The sequence below is a fragment of the Peribacillus sp. NPDC055009 genome, assembly GCF_053608705.1.
Map to the genome: position 1 here is coordinate 63,312 of NZ_JBSGVZ010000015.1, position 15,280 is coordinate 78,591.

Consider the following 15,280-nt stretch of genomic DNA (forward strand, 5'->3'; position numbering starts at 1 on the left):
TTTGTGTAACCGTTTACACATAGCTTATCACCAATTTAAATGCACGGCAAGCCCTCTTCCAAAGATATTTTTTTGGGAATTTGACCCAAAATCGAAGACAACAGTTCTACCTAACCGTTAAAGCTAAGTTGATTGGAGCGGAAGGTACGAGACTCCTGCGGGAAAAGCATGTCTAGGAGGCGCAAGCCGAGGAGGCTCCCTGACCGCCCGCGGAAAGCGAGTGCCTTGAGCGGAAATCAACGGTCAAATTGATAAACCCTATAAGAAAACTGGCTCAAAAGTCTGAGCCAGTTTAACTTTATAGCGTTTTTGCAGGTAACTTTTCATAAAGGGCATTATTCACATGCCCAAACTCAGATGCATGTGGACGGTCTTCACCATCGCTATACCCATATTGAAGCATCCGATTTCTATTCAGGCAGAGTTTTGTTAATTTTGGCGCAAAGAAATTGAATGTATCGAAACGATCCTGTAACATAGGGAATTTTTTCTGATGTGTCAGGATTGTTAGGGCGACGCCTTCCCAGAAAGCATTCTCATCCAAAAGGGACCTCTTCATCAGAAGTGTTGACAAGTATCGGAAATGACAGATGAATAGTCCCGTGAAAATGAATTGAACAAGCCCCTCGGGAGTCTCACTTCTTAGTACTTTCCTTAAATCATCAGGAAGGCTGCTTAATTCAGGAAGCGGCTGATCACTGACGTTTACATCATCTACAAAATCCTTGATGGCCAAACGGTGAGGCTTGTAATCCTTCAAAACTAATATGGTATTTTGACCATGCGGTGAGAAGACCAATCCATATTGATAGATAAAATGTAGTAATGGTGATAGGATGACGTCGAATAATTGAGCTGTCCAGGCTTCTGCAGTCAATCCCGATTTTTCAATAAGGCTTTCCACATATGGTTTACCTTTGCTGTCCACATGTAAAAGGGATGCAAGCGTAATGGGCTTTTCGCCTTCCTCCATATAACTGTAAATACTTTCTCTCCAAATCCCCCCAAGCATCTCTAAATATTGATACGGTACATTCTCTAGCTTGGAATAATACGGGTGATCAACATTTAAACTGGCCACTTCACCAGGAAGCACTACTTTGCATTGTTCTTTCAAGAATGAGTCATTTTCATAAATGTTCTTTATATACGCTGTGATTTTTGGGGCAATGACTGTGCGTTCAGCTGGCAATCCACGGTAGACTAGCGTATTTAAAATGCTCATTGGCAGCTTGACATGGTTTTTATCCTTGTTCGATACATTAACAAATGTCCGGATGGATTGTTGCGGCAAATACTTATCGGGACCATTTCCCAAAGCTACGATCAGCCCTTTAGCCAGGTCATCGGTAAAGTTTTGGATGATTACATTCTTCCACTGCCATTCATGAACAGGGAGGTAGTAATAGTTTTCTGCGTTCAGCCCTTTTTCCGTCAATATCTTTGCAAATGATTTTTGGGTTTCCCCATCCAGTTCATTCTCCATCAATTGCTTATAAGATAACGTTTCGACTGAATTGAATTCACCCCTCGTTTTATGGACGGCAATCCAAGATAACTGAACTTCCTTCTGGTTTTCTGGAGCGAACTGCAAATAATCATCATAACCGAAACCGATTCTTCCCTTGTTATAAGCAATCCAAGGGTGACCGCTCATTTCTCCTTCAAGTAATACATAATCCAGTTCGACTAAATCATCCGCATCCTGTTCAGGTTTGGAAAGCAGTTGGAGATCCGCAAGCAGCGTATGATGGAATTCTTTGATTAAATGTCCTGTTGTTTCTGCAGTCATCCCAATTAACGGCTGGATGTCCAAAATGAATTGAATGGCATCCTTGGCCTGTGTAAAGCCTTCCGTTTCACATACCTGGATCGACTCAGCCTGTACTTCGTAGCTGTCAAAAAGACGGGGCCTCGCCAAAAACCGATAAGATTTCCCCTTATTTATCTTTAACTCATATAAGTTTCCTGCTGTATTTTCGTTCAGGACAGCTGGATGGATCATATCTTCATACATATACTCAGAAATCATCTTGGCCAGCAGGTTTTGGTTTACTATCGACCAATTTTTTTCTGAAACTGCCTGTTCCACTTCATTTATGAACTGCATATAAATTCTCCCTTCCCTTCTCTTAGTAAGCCATGACGGGTGTTTTTACACGGAATGACTGAAATGCACCCTTTGGCTCGGATGGATAAACTTCTTTACCTGCCAATTGATTGATGATAATAGAATTTCGGAATGCTCCTAAGCCTAAATCCGGTGCACCCACACCATGTGTATGTATCTCGCCATTTTGAATAAAAAGATGATTCGGTGTAGAGATGGCCATTCCTACCCGATAGTCTTTCGTTATTGCAAGTCGACCCAAGTCATCGCGGACTAAATGGTCCTCCATGGTTTCAAGGAATGCCGGAAGGGTTGATTTATAGCCCGTCCCAAAAACGATCGCCTCTGTATCCACATCAAATTCGCTATCTTCTACCCACTGTCGGCATTTCAATTCCCAGCCATTTTCAGCAGGGGTAACCGCTGCAACTTCGGTCATTGCCCGAAGTTCAATGGACAGTTCCGCATTTCCAATCGATTTTTCATACATCTTGTCAAAAATTGCTGCGATTGTAGTGGCGCTGATGCCTTTATACAATAAATCCTGTTTCGGAAGGATTTCATCCTTTTTTTCCTGAGGCAGCCGATAAAAGAAATCAAGGTAATCCGGCGTGAAATATTCCAATCCGAGTTTTGAATATTCCATAGGGAAAAATCCCTTGGATCTTGTATACCAGTTTAGCTGGTAGCCATTTTCCTCCTGCTCATTAAGCAGATCCAGAAAGACCTCGGCTGCACTTTGTCCAGATCCGACAACCGTTACGGATTTTTTCTTTAAGATATTTTCTTTATTCCGTAAATAATCGGCCGAATGCAGGATGCTCTCTCCCATATATGGATGAAAAGCCGATGGAACAGTCGGGGCGCTGCCAATTCCCATGACTACATGACGGCTATAATAGACTTCGATCTTTTGTGATTGTGCATCCCTTACACTGATTTGATAGCAGGGTTCATCTTGATCCCCTATATATTCAACCGCCTCCACCGCTTTTCCAAAACGGCAGCTATCAAGTTGATGGGCAGCCCAGCGGCAATAATCGTTATATTCTTTTCGTGGAATCAAGAATTTTTCAAGGAAGTAGAAATGATAAAGCCGATCATGCTGCTGTAAATAATTCAGGTAACTATATGGACTTGTCACATCTGCCATGCTAACCAGATCGGCAAAGAACGGTACCTGCAGAGTTGTCCCCTCCAACAGCATCCCTTCATGCCAATTAAATTCCCGCTTTTTCTCAAAAAAGACGGCATTCAACTCCGGGGTTTTCTCCAAAAGGGCCGCAAGTCCAAGATTAAAGGGACCTATCCCTATCCCTACCAGGTCATAGATAGATTGTTGCTTTTCCATAGTTCCACTTCCTCTCGAAATTCTCCCGTGTACATGACATTAGCAATGCCGTTTTATCTGGGAGCTTAATTTCTTTAATTGGGGTAAACCCGCATTTTTCAAATAAATGAATCATCTTTGCATTCCTGATATCCGGTTCTGCCATCACTTTGTTTGTTGTTGAAGTCAGTAGTTGGAATTTCACCATTGCACGTAAAAACGGCAAAGCCAGTCCTTTTCCAAGGTAATCCGAATCACCAATGAGTAAATGAATGCCTTGATCTCCCTCTTCGGATTCATAATAATCTTCGATGATATCGCCTTTTACCCAATACGATTCCCAATAGCTCATGGGAATGGAGTCCAGACAGCCTAAATAGAGTGTTTGGTGTGTATCAGCCAATGCCTTTTTTAAATGAACAGCGAATTTTTCTTTTGTGAAATTCAAATTCCAGTAGGGTATCACATGATCTTCATGCATCCATTTATGCAATGTATCCAAATCCCTCTCAAATTCAACTTTGACAAATGAAAGCTGCTGATTACAGTCCTTAAGCATTTCTTCATAACTATTTTTCATGGACGGCCATAACCCCCTGTGCGAACGGATTATCAATCGTCGTATAAACGGATTGTGTCTCAAGTGAACCGACAAGCTCATCCATATCATGAAAACGTGTCAGTAAATTAGCCTTACAAGATAATTCCCGGGCATGAAGCAATTTTGAAACAACTCGATTCAAACCTTCATCTCCGCTTTCCGTACTGAATGTTTCCAGTTGTTCCTGAACGAGCTGTAACAGTGTTTTTTCTGATACTAATCCTTCCGTACCAAAATTATTGATCAGGCCTAATAAGTGATTAAAGAAGAAATAGTATTGAAGTCTTTCTTCAGCGACTTCATCAGAACAAATCGTGAAGCTTTTTTCACTTAGTTCAGGCAAGATCTTCAGCAGCCTGTCCACTTTGGACTCACAGTAGTAATACCCTTGATTATCACGATAATAAAAAGTGGCTGGATACCCATCTTGAAGCTGAATGATGGAATTTTGTTGATGGGCCTCCAAAACAATTCCATACTCTTCAAATAGCCAAAGCATCGGTTTCAATGTCGTTGACAGATAGGTTTTGAACCAATCCTTACTCACTTCTTCAGTACTGCGGTTTTCATCAGCTGATAATTTGCGGATGATCGCTCCAAGTCTTGATGGGGCACCATAGGCATTATCCTGACATAAGCCGGCAATCAGGATTGCTTGTTTATCGTTTTCATAAAAAGGGTTTTCCCGAATATCAACATCGAATCCTGATTCTTCCTCGGTTGTTTTGATCGTTAGGTAAGCAGGGTCCTTGATGATACGGAAGGAGGGGTGCCGTTCTTTTAGATCGTCGCCCACTTTAGAATCTATTAATTTTGCAATTTCGACACCACGATCCAATTCTTTTTGCAGATTTGCACGTAAAGAATTCGTGATTTTAACCGGAACGGAAAATTTGTACATATATTTCGATGTCGGACTATATACCGTTCTAAATGAAGAGGTGGCCGTGAATTTTTTTCCAAGCGGTCCGGCATAAACTAGTGTCCCTTGCTCGAGTAGCCTCTTGACCTCTTCTTTTTCGATAAGCACTTTTGCCTGGAGCGGGTGTGCCGGGATGATGATATATTGGCTTTCCTTTTGGCAATAAGTTCTTCGGAATTCACTGGAAATCTCTAGGTCACCGGCTAATTCCTGTTTAATGATCTCACTTGCCGATGTGACTTCACTGGAATCCTGGATGACAATTGAGGGTTCTGCCAGGAAGTAGTGCAGCTGAAACTCCCCTTTTAATTCTGGTGAATAGATCCATTCATCTTTTTCTGAAATTCCCTGCTTGCTTTTCGGTGTCGGGTGGAACAGGTGCCCGAATAATAGAGACTGCTCTGCTTCGATGTAGGTGAATTCAGGACTTTGAAGTGCATCAACGTCTTCCGTCCTGGCTTCAACATACCGTTGAATATTTTGGCTGCTTAGGATTACGCGCAGCATCAATTCATCTTCACTATCCGTCCGGCCCTGCTCATTCAATAATTCTTTAGAAACAATCGAGACCATTGTCACGTAATCTAATTCATGCACTTGTTTGGATGCCATTTGATAGTAAATCGGGAAGTTAAAAATATGACGCCCCGTTTCCGACCAATATTTAAGCGGAACAAGCAATTCAATATCTTGGGATATGAGCTTACTGACCATTAATGAATCCGAAATGGATCCCTCCAAATTCGGCCAGTTTTTCGTTTCTTCTAAACTGCAATTTCCGGTTTCCCGGAAATAACAATTCAGAAAGCTTTGCATCGTCGCCCTTTCAGCTATTTGCTTACCATTCATATTCATTCCTCCATCATCTTGAACATTTCACCTAATACTCGAATTTCGTCTAAAATTTCCTCTATGTGTTCAAGCCTCGTCATTGGATTCAATAGTGTCATTTTTAAATATACCTGGCCTTCAAAACGTGTTTTTGCTAAAAATGCACGTCCGCTTTTCAGTAATTCTTGCTGAATCTGTTTATTTAATAGATTTACTAACTGTTCACTTTCTCCTTCGGGATTATAACGGAATACAACCGCATTCAATTCAGGTTCTTTATTCAATACTGTGAACCCTTCCTCTTTATCGATCTTCACAGCCACTTCACGTGCAAGGTGACAAGTATAGTCGATCATTTCGGCAAAGGCATCCAGTCCAACGACCTTCAATGACATCCAGAGTTTCAGTGCGTCGAACCTTCTCGTCGTTTGAACCGATTTATTGACTAAGTGAACCATGCCCTCCGCTTCATCTTCCTGTGGATTCAAGTAATCGGCGTGATGCTGGATATATTGAAATGAGTTGCTGTCAGAGACAAGAAAAGCACCGCAACTGATGGGTTGATAGAATAATTTGTGAAAATCGACCGTAATCGAGTCCGCCCGTTCAATTCCGCTGATTAACTCTTTGTAATCCTTACTTAAAATCATCGCGCCTCCATATGCGGCATCGACATGCAGCCATATCCCACTCTTCCTTGCAGCTTCGGACAATTCGTGTAACGGATCGATTGAACCAAAATCCGTTGTTCCACAAGTTGCAACGATGGCAAATGGCAGTAAACCCTGTTCCTCTAAATGCAGCAGCTGTTGATTTAATTCAGCTACGGACAGACGGTGATTTGAATCCGTTTTAATCGTGATTACGGCCTGTTCACCAAGCCCCAGCTGTGCCGCTGATTTACGAACCGTAAAGTGGGCAGCCTCGGAGCATAAGATCCGCAATTTTTTCGCCTCGACCGGCAAGCCATGCTGTTGAACGTCAACACCCCAGAATTTCTTACAATAAGCGTCCCTAGCCAATAGCAGGCCCATATAATTAGATTGGGTTCCACCGCTTGTGAAAATCCCATCCGCTTGTTCCGGCAACCCTACCTGACTGCAAAGCCAATCTATTAAACGCTCTTCAACGAAGGTTGCCGCCGAGCTTTGGTCCCATGAATCCATGGATTGATTCAACGTACCGATAATCATTTCGGCAGCCACCGCAGGTATTAATGTCGGGCAATGCAAATGTCCGATACAAGCAGGACTATGTACATTGATGCTGTCATTAATAACAAACTCTTCCAGCTCATCCGCTACCGCTTCAAGTGTCTTCCCTTTTGGAGAAGCGAGTGTCAGCTCGTTTAATCTTGCTTCGATTTCATAGGGTTTTTTCCCAGAGTATGGTGAATTATTCCCGTTTAAAAAGCTGGTCAGCTTTTTTTCAATGATGTTTAATGACTGGCTGTAGTTATTGAAGCCTTCTTCGTTATTCAGGAAAAATCGAGAATAGGCAAAATCCGTTTTATTTATCATTTCGATCATTGATCATTCACCCTCTTGCAACAGCTGCACGAACAGCTTGTTCAAAAATTGCAGTGGCCTCGCGAAGCTGGGATTCCGTAACGATCAATGGAGGCAAGAACCTCACTACACTTCCATGTCTGCCGCCAACTTCGAGAATCAACCCTCTTTGAAAACATTCCTGTTGAATGGCACTGGCAAGTTGCGAATCAGCAGGATGGCTCCCATTCGCATTTTGCGGTTCTTCATGATTGATCATTTCCACACCGATCATTAATCCCCGGCCCCTGACATCCCCGATCTGCGGAATATCTTTTTGCAAATCTTTAAGAATATCCTTTAAGATTTCTCCCATTTTAGCGGCATGCTCCACAAGATTCGTCTCTTTCATGTATTTTAAAGTTGCTGTTCCCGCTGCCATCGCCATTTGATTTCCGCGGAATGTACCGATATGGGCACCTGGAGACCATAAATCCAGCTCTTTGTTATAAATAACCACCGATAATGGAAGACTTCCGCCTATTGCTTTGGATAGTACAAGAACATCCGGAACGATACCTGCATGTTCAAACGCAAACATTTTCCCTGTACGGCCGATACCTGATTGAACTTCGTCGATGATTAGCGGAATGCCCTTCTCTTTCGTTATTCTCCTGATTTCCTTAAGCCATGGAATTGGAGCTGGAATGGAACCTCCCTCGCCTTGTACTGCCTCCAAAATCATTCCGGCAGGCGCCAATAATCCTGATTCGGGATCGTTCAATAGATTTTCGATATACTGGCTGCTGATTTTATGGCTTTCTTCTCCGCCTATTCCAAAGGGACAGCGATATTGATAGGGATATGGCAGGAATTGTACATCCGGCATCAACCCTTGTATTTTTTCCTTTGGCTTTGTATTGCCGCTGATTGACATCGTTGCATGCGTTGCCCCGTGGTAAGCTCCTTGGAAGGATAATATGCTTCTATTGCCTGTCGCTGTTTTAACCAGTTTAAGTGCTGCCTCAATGGCATCTCCGCCAGTAGGACCACAGAATTGAATTTTTGCATTTTTCCTGAATTCCTCAGGCAGGCATTCAAAAATTTCATCGACGAACTGCTCTTTGATCGGCGTCGTAAAGTCCAATGTATGTAAAGGACGCTTATCCTTAAGAACTTTTTCCATTGCTTCAAGCACAGCCGGATGATTGTGTCCGAGCGCTAATGTTCCAGCCCCGGCAAGAAAATCAATATATCGTTTTCCATCCATGTCCGTTAGGTAAATTCCCTCCGCTTGATCGATCGCCATGGGTAATCTTCTAGGGTAAGATCGGGCATTTGATTCCCTTGTATTTTGTTGTTCCAGTAGTTGATCATTTTTTGTAAGCATATTCGTTACCATAGTGAACCTCCATGTATTGAATTAATTGAGAATAATTATCATTATCATGGACCTTATTCTAATGATAATGATAATTATTCTCAATGAGTAAATTCACTCATTTTTCTTCTAGTAAATTCCAATAAAATTAAGAAAAGGTTAAAACTGGGGCCTATTCTCTATTAATCTATTGAATATAAAAATGTTGTTAAGGTTTTATTAAGATTCTGTTTATAAGCTGAATGCAGTCAAAAATCAAGGAAAGGGAGGAACAACAATGAATGGTTTAAAGGGAAGGCGGGAGCTCAAACATGCAATCACCAAGGCGGATTGTCATTTATTAAGAAAAAATCTGCAAAACTTCATGAGGCTTGATCCGCATGGGCTGGATGGGAAATATTTAATTCGAAGTGTCTATTTCGATAACTTTGACAATAAAATCCTGCGGCAAAAAACAGAAGGATTCTATCACAGGGATAAGTTCAGGGCTAGACTTTATGATCACAATACCGATTTCATCAATCTAGAAAAAAAGAGTAAGCGGAATAACCTTACCTATAAACAGAAGTGCAGGCTTTCTGCCGAGGAATACGAACGGATCCGTTCTGGGGATATAGATTGGATGTCCGAAGATTCAAGGGATATACTCAGGGACTTATACGTTCAAATGACCCTTTTCCAAATCAAGCCGACAACCGTCGTTGACTATGAAAGGGAGGTATTCATCTATGAGTACGGAAATGTGCGGGTCACCTTTGACAGTAATGTGAAAACGAGCTATCGGGATACGGACTTCCTGAATCCCGAATTAATCGTGGTTGATGCTTTAGACCCGAATTGTGTCATCCTGGAAATAAAGTTTGACGAATTTCTTCCGGATATCATCAAACAATTGTTATCCATCATCGATACTAGAAAAACGGCTTTTTCAAAATACCAACTAAGCAGAAGATACGGCTGATTGAGCAAACATAATATTTGGAGGAATAGTAAATGGATACGACGACAACTAGCACCACCTTTAATGATATTTTCAAATCAAGCTTTTTGGACAAGACCGAGAGCTTTTCAATCATTGACTCCCTAATTGGATTACTGTTGGCATTTGCCATCGGGTTGTTCATTTACGTCATTTATAAGAAGACCTTTTCAGGTGTGATGTACTCACACAATTTCAATATATCCCTCATCATCATGACAATGGCCACGGCTTTGATCATCATGGGCATCTCAACGAATATCGTTATCTCCCTTGGTATGGTCGGTGCACTCTCAATCGTACGATTCAGAACGCCTATCAAAGATCCCATGGATTTGGTCTTCCTATTCTGGGCAGCGGCCTCCGGGATTTTATGCGGGGCAGGACTAATTCCGCTGGTTATTATCGGTGCCATCTTAATAGGTATCGTCATGCTCATATTTGCCAATCGGATCACTGTTGAAAATCCATTTTTATTAATCGTTAAATATTCAGATGCTTCAATTGAAAAAACGTTGGAAGAAATGATATCCAACAAGGTGAAAAAGCATTCCGTCAAATCGAAATCCGTCATGGCGGATAATAACCTCGAAGTGACATATGAAATTCGATTAAAAGATAATAATGCCGAATTCATTAATCAAGTCAAGGACATGAACAGCGTTCACTCTGCCATCATGTTAAGTTATGATGGCAACTTCACAGCTTAAGATAGATGGCGGACATAAATATCCATGCCCACCCCTCTATATAAGACTACAGGAGGAAGGAGCCAAGGCATGTTAAAAACAAGATATGTTGTAGCGACCATTGGATTATTGATAATGATTTTTATAGCAGTGATGTTCTTCCTTCCCAATCTTCAAGTTGAAAAAGCCACTAAAGGAAATACTTATACAGAATCTGTATTTGATCAAAGTAAGGTGACAACCGTGGATATAACATTGGCTGATGAGGATTTGGATTCCATCCTGGATAACCCCACTGAAAAGGAAATCGTTAATGCCGATGTAACGATAGATGGGGAGACGGTTAAAAACGTGGGATTTCGCACCAAGGGAAACCTTTCCTTGAATTCCGTTGTTCAAATGGGAGATTCCGATCGTTACAGCTGGAAGATAGACTTTGATTATTATCAGGAAGATCAAGATTTACACGGCCTGAAGAAGTTGGCCCTAAACAATAATTACAGTGATCCAACCTATATGAGAGAATACCTTTCCTATGAATTAATGGATAAGATGGACATAGCGACTCCAGGACATTCCTATATGTACGTGACCATCAACGGAAAGGAATGGGGCCTTTATCTAGGGGTGGAAGCTATAGAAGAAACCTTTCTAAATACCAACTTCACTGATGGCACAGGCGATCTCTATTATCCGGATGGTACGGGAAGCGATTTAAAGTGGATCAGCGAAGACATTGATGACTACACAGGATTAAACTTGAAAACAAACGATAATTCGGACCAATCCTCCATGATCAAAATGCTCGATGCCATCAATAATGGCGGGAATCTGGAGGAAGTCCTGGATGTCGATGAGATGCTGCGCTATTTCGCAGCCAATACTGCCCTTGTCAACCTCGATCACTATCAAGGAGATAAAAAGCACAATTACTACCTGTATGAAGAGAACGGGGTCTTTTCGATATTGCCCTGGGACTATAATATGTCATTTGGCGGTTATTCCGGAGGCGGCGGGCGACTGGCGGGCGACTCTGATCAAGAAACCGCTGACCAAAAAAATGGAACGGCTGCTGAGGGTAACGCCGATGCCGCTAAGCAGGATGACAAGGAATCCCTTGGAGGGGCACCGAATATGAACGGTGGCGGAATGATGGATATGAGCTCAAATTTCATGAATGAAAGTAATATCAACTTCAGCATTACCGAGCCTGTTTCAGGTACAACCCTTGAAGAACGCCCTTTATTGAATGCCCTGCTTTCCAACGACAAGTACCGTGAAAAATATTATGATTATCTAAATGACATTGCCACAGATTTTTTCTCTGAAGAAAATATGACAGCAATGACCACTGAAATTACTAAATTGATCACATCATATGTGAAAAAGGACCCGACCAAGTTTTATACAATGGACGAGTATACAGAAGCAACGTCAGGCGAGGAAACCCTGGTTGACTTCGCTGTCAAACGTGCTGAATCAATATTGGCACAGCTTTCAGGAGATCTGGTCGTGAAAGCCGAGACAGAAAGCAGTATGGGCGGCGGAGCTCCTAATATCGGCGATGACGCAAATGCAGGCCAGCAACCGCCAAACATGGGCGGCGAGAATGGGGCTGCGATGCAGCCACCGGACATGGACCGGGGCGGGAATGGTGCACCTCCTGGTTTAACCGGGAACATGGCCCAAAAGGGGGCAGGTAACAGCGCCTCATCAAAAGATACGATCATTCTATCTTCCGTGCTTCTAATCTTACTATTAGGTGCAATGGCTTTCGCCCACTTCTTTAAACGAAGAGGTAAAAAAGGATAATAGACTTACGAAAAACTGAGGTATCCCTAAAATTCGGGATACCTTTTTTGAATGGCGTATAGGCATTCTCCGGGTTATTCCTCCACATTTGAATTATTTTTAGCTACTAATCAATATAAAATACCCTTATTTGGTATAAAATAGTAAAATAGAGAGGTAAATGAACCTCTATCCTGAGGATTGTTCACTTGTTTATCATTTGATTTTAGTGGGTAAAGATTTCCATTATTACTTTATCCGATCGCATTAGTTTCACTTTTGTTAAAAACAGGTCGGTGTCAGGGGGGGAACGGATGAAAAGAAATCATACGATGATGCAATTTTTTGAGTGGCATCTTGAGGCAGATGGTTCTCATTGGGAAAGATTGAAATATTCAGCCTCAAAGTTGAAGGATATAGGAATTGACTGCGTTTGGCTTCCGCCAGTCACCAAAGGGCAATCCGTTGGGGATAATGGATATGGAATATATGACGGTTATGATTTGGGGGAATTTGACCAAAAAGGAACCGTTCGTACCAAATACGGAACCAAAGATGAATTGCTGCAAGCAATAGCCACCTGTCATAACTACGGACTTTGCGTTTATATCGATTTAGTCATGAACCATAAGGCAGGAGCTGACGGAACCGAAAAATTTGAGGTGATTGAAGTCAATCCAGACAACCGTATGGAAGATATTTCAGAACCATTCGAAATGGAAGGCTGGACCAAATTCGATTTTCCGGGACGTAAAAATAAATACTCTGACTTTAAGTGGAACCATACTCATTTCAATGGTACAGACTATGATGCCGAAAACGACAAAATGGGTGTATTTCGCATCACAGGCGAAAATAAGCACTGGAATAAGCATGTCATCGATGAATTCGGAAACTACGATTATTTAATGTTTGCCAACATCGATTACAGCCTGCCGGAAGTTCGTAAGGAAATGATTAGCTGGGGAAAATGGATGGTTGATACGTTAAAGTGTGATGGTTTTCGTTTGGACGCCGTTAAACATATCGATTATGAATTCATCAACGAATTTCTCCAAGAACTCATTCCTTATACAAAGGAACATTTTTTCATGGTCGGCGAATTTTGGAAGGCGGACGTTAAAGCCTGTCAAACTTACTTAGAGCAAACCAATCATGACCTCAACTTGTTCGATGTTTCCCTGCATTATAAATTTCATGAGGCCTCAAACGCAGGAACAGACTTCGACCTCTCAACCATCTTTGATGATACCCTCGTCCAAACCAATCCAGCAGAGGCTGTCACTTTTGTCGATAACCATGACTCCCAGCCTCATGAATCACTGGAGTCTTGGGTAAAGGACTGGTTCAAGCCATCGGCATATGCACTTACCTTGCTTAGACTTTGCGGTTATCCGTGTGTCTTTTACGGAGACTATTATGGAATCGGCGGACCTTCTCCGGTGCCTGGGAAAAAGGATATCCTGGATCGCCTATTATTCGCTAGGTATGAAAAAGCTTACGGAGAACAAACCGATTACTTTGATGATCCAAATACGATAGGCTGGGTCCGGCACGGAGTTGAAGAGCTAGAAGGCTCGGGGTGTGCGGTCATTATCTCTAATGGAGATCACAACAGTGAAAAAAGGATGTTCGTCGGTGAACATCGGGCTGGTGAAATCTGGAGTGATTTAACCTATCATAGAGATGACCACATCACCATTGAAGAAGATGGGTTCGCGACATTCCCCGTTCATGGAAAAAGCGTATCCGTATGGGCCTTGAATAATCCACTCTAAAAAGAGATAGCAAGGAACGGCATGTCTTTTGCAGATATGCTGTTCTTTGCTGATTACACCACCCAAGAAGATTTGGAAAAAGATAATTTTTCCATTACGGTCAATCATGGTAAGATAAGGGAAAAAGGAGTTGAAGGAAAAGTGAAAAATGAAATCATTGAAAGATTCACTTCTTATGTGAAAGTGGATACCCAATCGAATGAGGAAAATCCCTCATGCCCTTCTACACCCGGACAGCTGACCTTGGCAAATGCACTGGTCAAGGAACTTCAATCCATTGGGATGAAGGATGTGACAATTGATGGGAACGGCTATGTCATGGCAACCTTGCCAGCCAATTCAAATAAGGATGTCCCGACAATCGGTTTCTTGGCCCATGTCGATACAGCAACGGATTTCACTGGAAAAGATGTAAAACCGCAAATCGTTGACAACTATGATGGCAAAGATCTTACTTTACATGAAAAATTGGATGTCATTCTTTCACCTGATGATTTTCCTTCGCTTAAGAACTATAAAGGGCATACCTTGATTACGACGGATGGGACAACCCTGTTGGGAGCAGATAATAAGGCTGGAATTGCCGAAATCATGACTGCCATGGATTACTTGATTCAGCATCCGGAAATCAAGCATGGAAAAATCCGTGTTGCTTTTACTCCCGATGAGGAAATCGGAAGGGGACCCCATAAGTTTGATGTAGATGCTTTTGGTGCCCAATTTGCCTACACCGTGGACGGCGGCCCACTTGGAGAACTTGAATATGAAAGCTTCAATGCAGCATCGGCCAAAATCCTGATCAAAGGGACGAATATTCACCCTGGTACGGCTAAAGGAAAAATGGTCAATTCAGCCAAAATCGCAATGGAATTCCATAATAGGCTCCCAGTGGCGGAAGCACCGGAATATACGGAGGGTTACGAAGGATTTTATCATCTGCTTTCATTTCACGGTGATGTGGAAGAGACCAAGCTTTCTTACATCATCAGGGATTTCGACCGCCAAAAATTTAATGACCGCAAGGAATATATAACAAAAGTAAGCGAGGATTTAAAAGAAAAATATGGGCAAAACCGGATCCAGCTTGAATTACACGACCAATACTTCAACATGAAGGAAAAAATTGAGCCCGTTAAGGAAATCGTGGATATTGCCCATGAAGCAATGGAGAAACTCGATATAAAACCGAAAATCTCACCAATACGCGGTGGTACGGACGGTTCTCAATTATCTTATATGGGACTGCCAACACCCAACATCTTTACGGGCGGGGAGAACTTTCATGGCAAATATGAATTTATTTCCGTCGATAATATGATACTGGCCACTAAGGTTATCGTTGGCATTGCATCGCTTTTTGAAGAAAAGGCAAAGTAGCATG

The 15,280-nt window shown here is 42.1% G+C and carries 11 protein-coding genes; 5 read left to right on the top strand and 6 right to left on the bottom strand.

Going from position 1 to position 15,280, the window contains the following annotated elements:
• Positions 1-298: 298 nt before the first annotated feature.
• From ACWF5P_RS19855 to ACWF5P_RS19880, 6 genes are read right to left on the bottom strand one after another with little or no spacing between them, the layout of a single operon-like run.
• On the bottom strand, positions 299-2,110 hold the full coding sequence (locus ACWF5P_RS19855) for an IucA/IucC family protein (RefSeq protein ID WP_452445200.1): 1,812 nt from the start codon (positions 2,108-2,110) through the stop codon (positions 299-301).
• 22 nt (positions 2,111-2,132) lie between these two features.
• Positions 2,133-3,461: a lysine N(6)-hydroxylase/L-ornithine N(5)-oxygenase family protein gene (locus tag ACWF5P_RS19860; protein WP_260358840.1), complete on the bottom strand. Its 1,329-nt coding sequence runs from the start codon at positions 3,459-3,461 to the stop codon at positions 2,133-2,135.
• Positions 3,436-4,020: a GNAT family N-acetyltransferase gene (locus ACWF5P_RS19865; RefSeq protein ID WP_434168218.1), complete on the bottom strand. Its 585-nt coding sequence runs from the start codon at positions 4,018-4,020 to the stop codon at positions 3,436-3,438. Before ACWF5P_RS19865 ends, ACWF5P_RS19860 begins: the two co-directional genes overlap by 26 nt.
• Positions 4,010-5,812: an IucA/IucC family protein gene (locus ACWF5P_RS19870; protein ID WP_434168219.1), complete on the bottom strand. Its 1,803-nt coding sequence runs from the start codon at positions 5,810-5,812 to the stop codon at positions 4,010-4,012. Before ACWF5P_RS19870 ends, ACWF5P_RS19865 begins: the two co-directional genes overlap by 11 nt.
• A 2-nt stretch (positions 5,813-5,814) precedes the next feature.
• Entirely contained in the window at positions 5,815-7,323 is a 1,509-nt protein-coding gene (locus ACWF5P_RS19875) for a pyridoxal-dependent decarboxylase (RefSeq protein ID WP_434168220.1), read from the bottom strand.
• A gap of 7 nt (positions 7,324-7,330) precedes the next feature.
• Entirely contained in the window at positions 7,331-8,683 is a 1,353-nt protein-coding gene (locus tag ACWF5P_RS19880; protein WP_101223952.1) for an aspartate aminotransferase family protein, read from the bottom strand.
• A 256-nt stretch (positions 8,684-8,939) separates the two neighbouring features.
• Between ACWF5P_RS19880 and ACWF5P_RS19885 the strand changes: the two genes are divergently transcribed.
• From ACWF5P_RS19885 to pepT, 5 genes are all read left to right on the top strand, one after another.
• The gene (locus ACWF5P_RS19885; RefSeq protein ID WP_434168221.1) at positions 8,940-9,623 is read left to right on the top strand and encodes a polyphosphate polymerase domain-containing protein; all 684 of its coding nucleotides are present in this window, start codon (positions 8,940-8,942) and stop codon (positions 9,621-9,623) included.
• 32 nt (positions 9,624-9,655) lie between these two features.
• A complete protein-coding gene (locus tag ACWF5P_RS19890) occupies positions 9,656-10,351 on the top strand; it encodes a DUF4956 domain-containing protein (protein ID WP_133350739.1) in 696 nt (231 codons plus the stop codon).
• 69 nt (positions 10,352-10,420) lie between these two features.
• A complete protein-coding gene (locus tag ACWF5P_RS19895; protein ID WP_434168222.1) occupies positions 10,421-12,142 on the top strand; it encodes a CotH kinase family protein in 1,722 nt (573 codons plus the stop codon).
• A gap of 293 nt (positions 12,143-12,435) precedes the next feature.
• Entirely contained in the window at positions 12,436-13,899 is a 1,464-nt protein-coding gene (locus ACWF5P_RS19900; RefSeq protein ID WP_101223956.1) for an alpha-amylase, read from the top strand.
• Between the two features lie 141 nt (positions 13,900-14,040).
• Positions 14,041-15,276 (top strand): peptidase T, encoded by a 1,236-nt coding sequence (pepT, locus tag ACWF5P_RS19905; RefSeq protein WP_434169747.1) that lies wholly within the window; start codon positions 14,041-14,043, stop codon positions 15,274-15,276.
• Positions 15,277-15,280: the final 4 nt, after the last annotated feature.

Bases quoted from the DNA above. Each gene is read 5' to 3' on its own strand.
- ACWF5P_RS19855 (WP_452445200.1), bottom strand. From the start codon at position 2,110: ATGCAGTTCATAAATGAAGTGGAACAGGCAGTTTCAGAAAAAAATTGG.
- ACWF5P_RS19860 (WP_260358840.1), bottom strand. From the start codon at position 3,461: ATGGAAAAGCAACAATCTATCTATGACCTGGTAGGGATAGGGATAGGT.
- ACWF5P_RS19865 (WP_434168218.1), bottom strand. From the start codon at position 4,020: ATGAAAAATAGTTATGAAGAAATGCTTAAGGACTGTAATCAGCAGCTT.
- ACWF5P_RS19870 (WP_434168219.1), bottom strand. From the start codon at position 5,812: ATGAATGGTAAGCAAATAGCTGAAAGGGCGACGATGCAAAGCTTTCTG.
- ACWF5P_RS19875 (WP_434168220.1), bottom strand. From the start codon at position 7,323: ATGATCGAAATGATAAATAAAACGGATTTTGCCTATTCTCGATTTTTC.
- ACWF5P_RS19880 (WP_101223952.1), bottom strand. From the start codon at position 8,683: ATGGTAACGAATATGCTTACAAAAAATGATCAACTACTGGAACAACAA.
- ACWF5P_RS19885 (WP_434168221.1), top strand. From the start codon at position 8,940: ATGAATGGTTTAAAGGGAAGGCGGGAGCTCAAACATGCAATCACCAAG.
- ACWF5P_RS19890 (WP_133350739.1), top strand. From the start codon at position 9,656: ATGGATACGACGACAACTAGCACCACCTTTAATGATATTTTCAAATCA.
- ACWF5P_RS19895 (WP_434168222.1), top strand. From the start codon at position 10,421: ATGTTAAAAACAAGATATGTTGTAGCGACCATTGGATTATTGATAATG.
- ACWF5P_RS19900 (WP_101223956.1), top strand. From the start codon at position 12,436: ATGAAAAGAAATCATACGATGATGCAATTTTTTGAGTGGCATCTTGAG.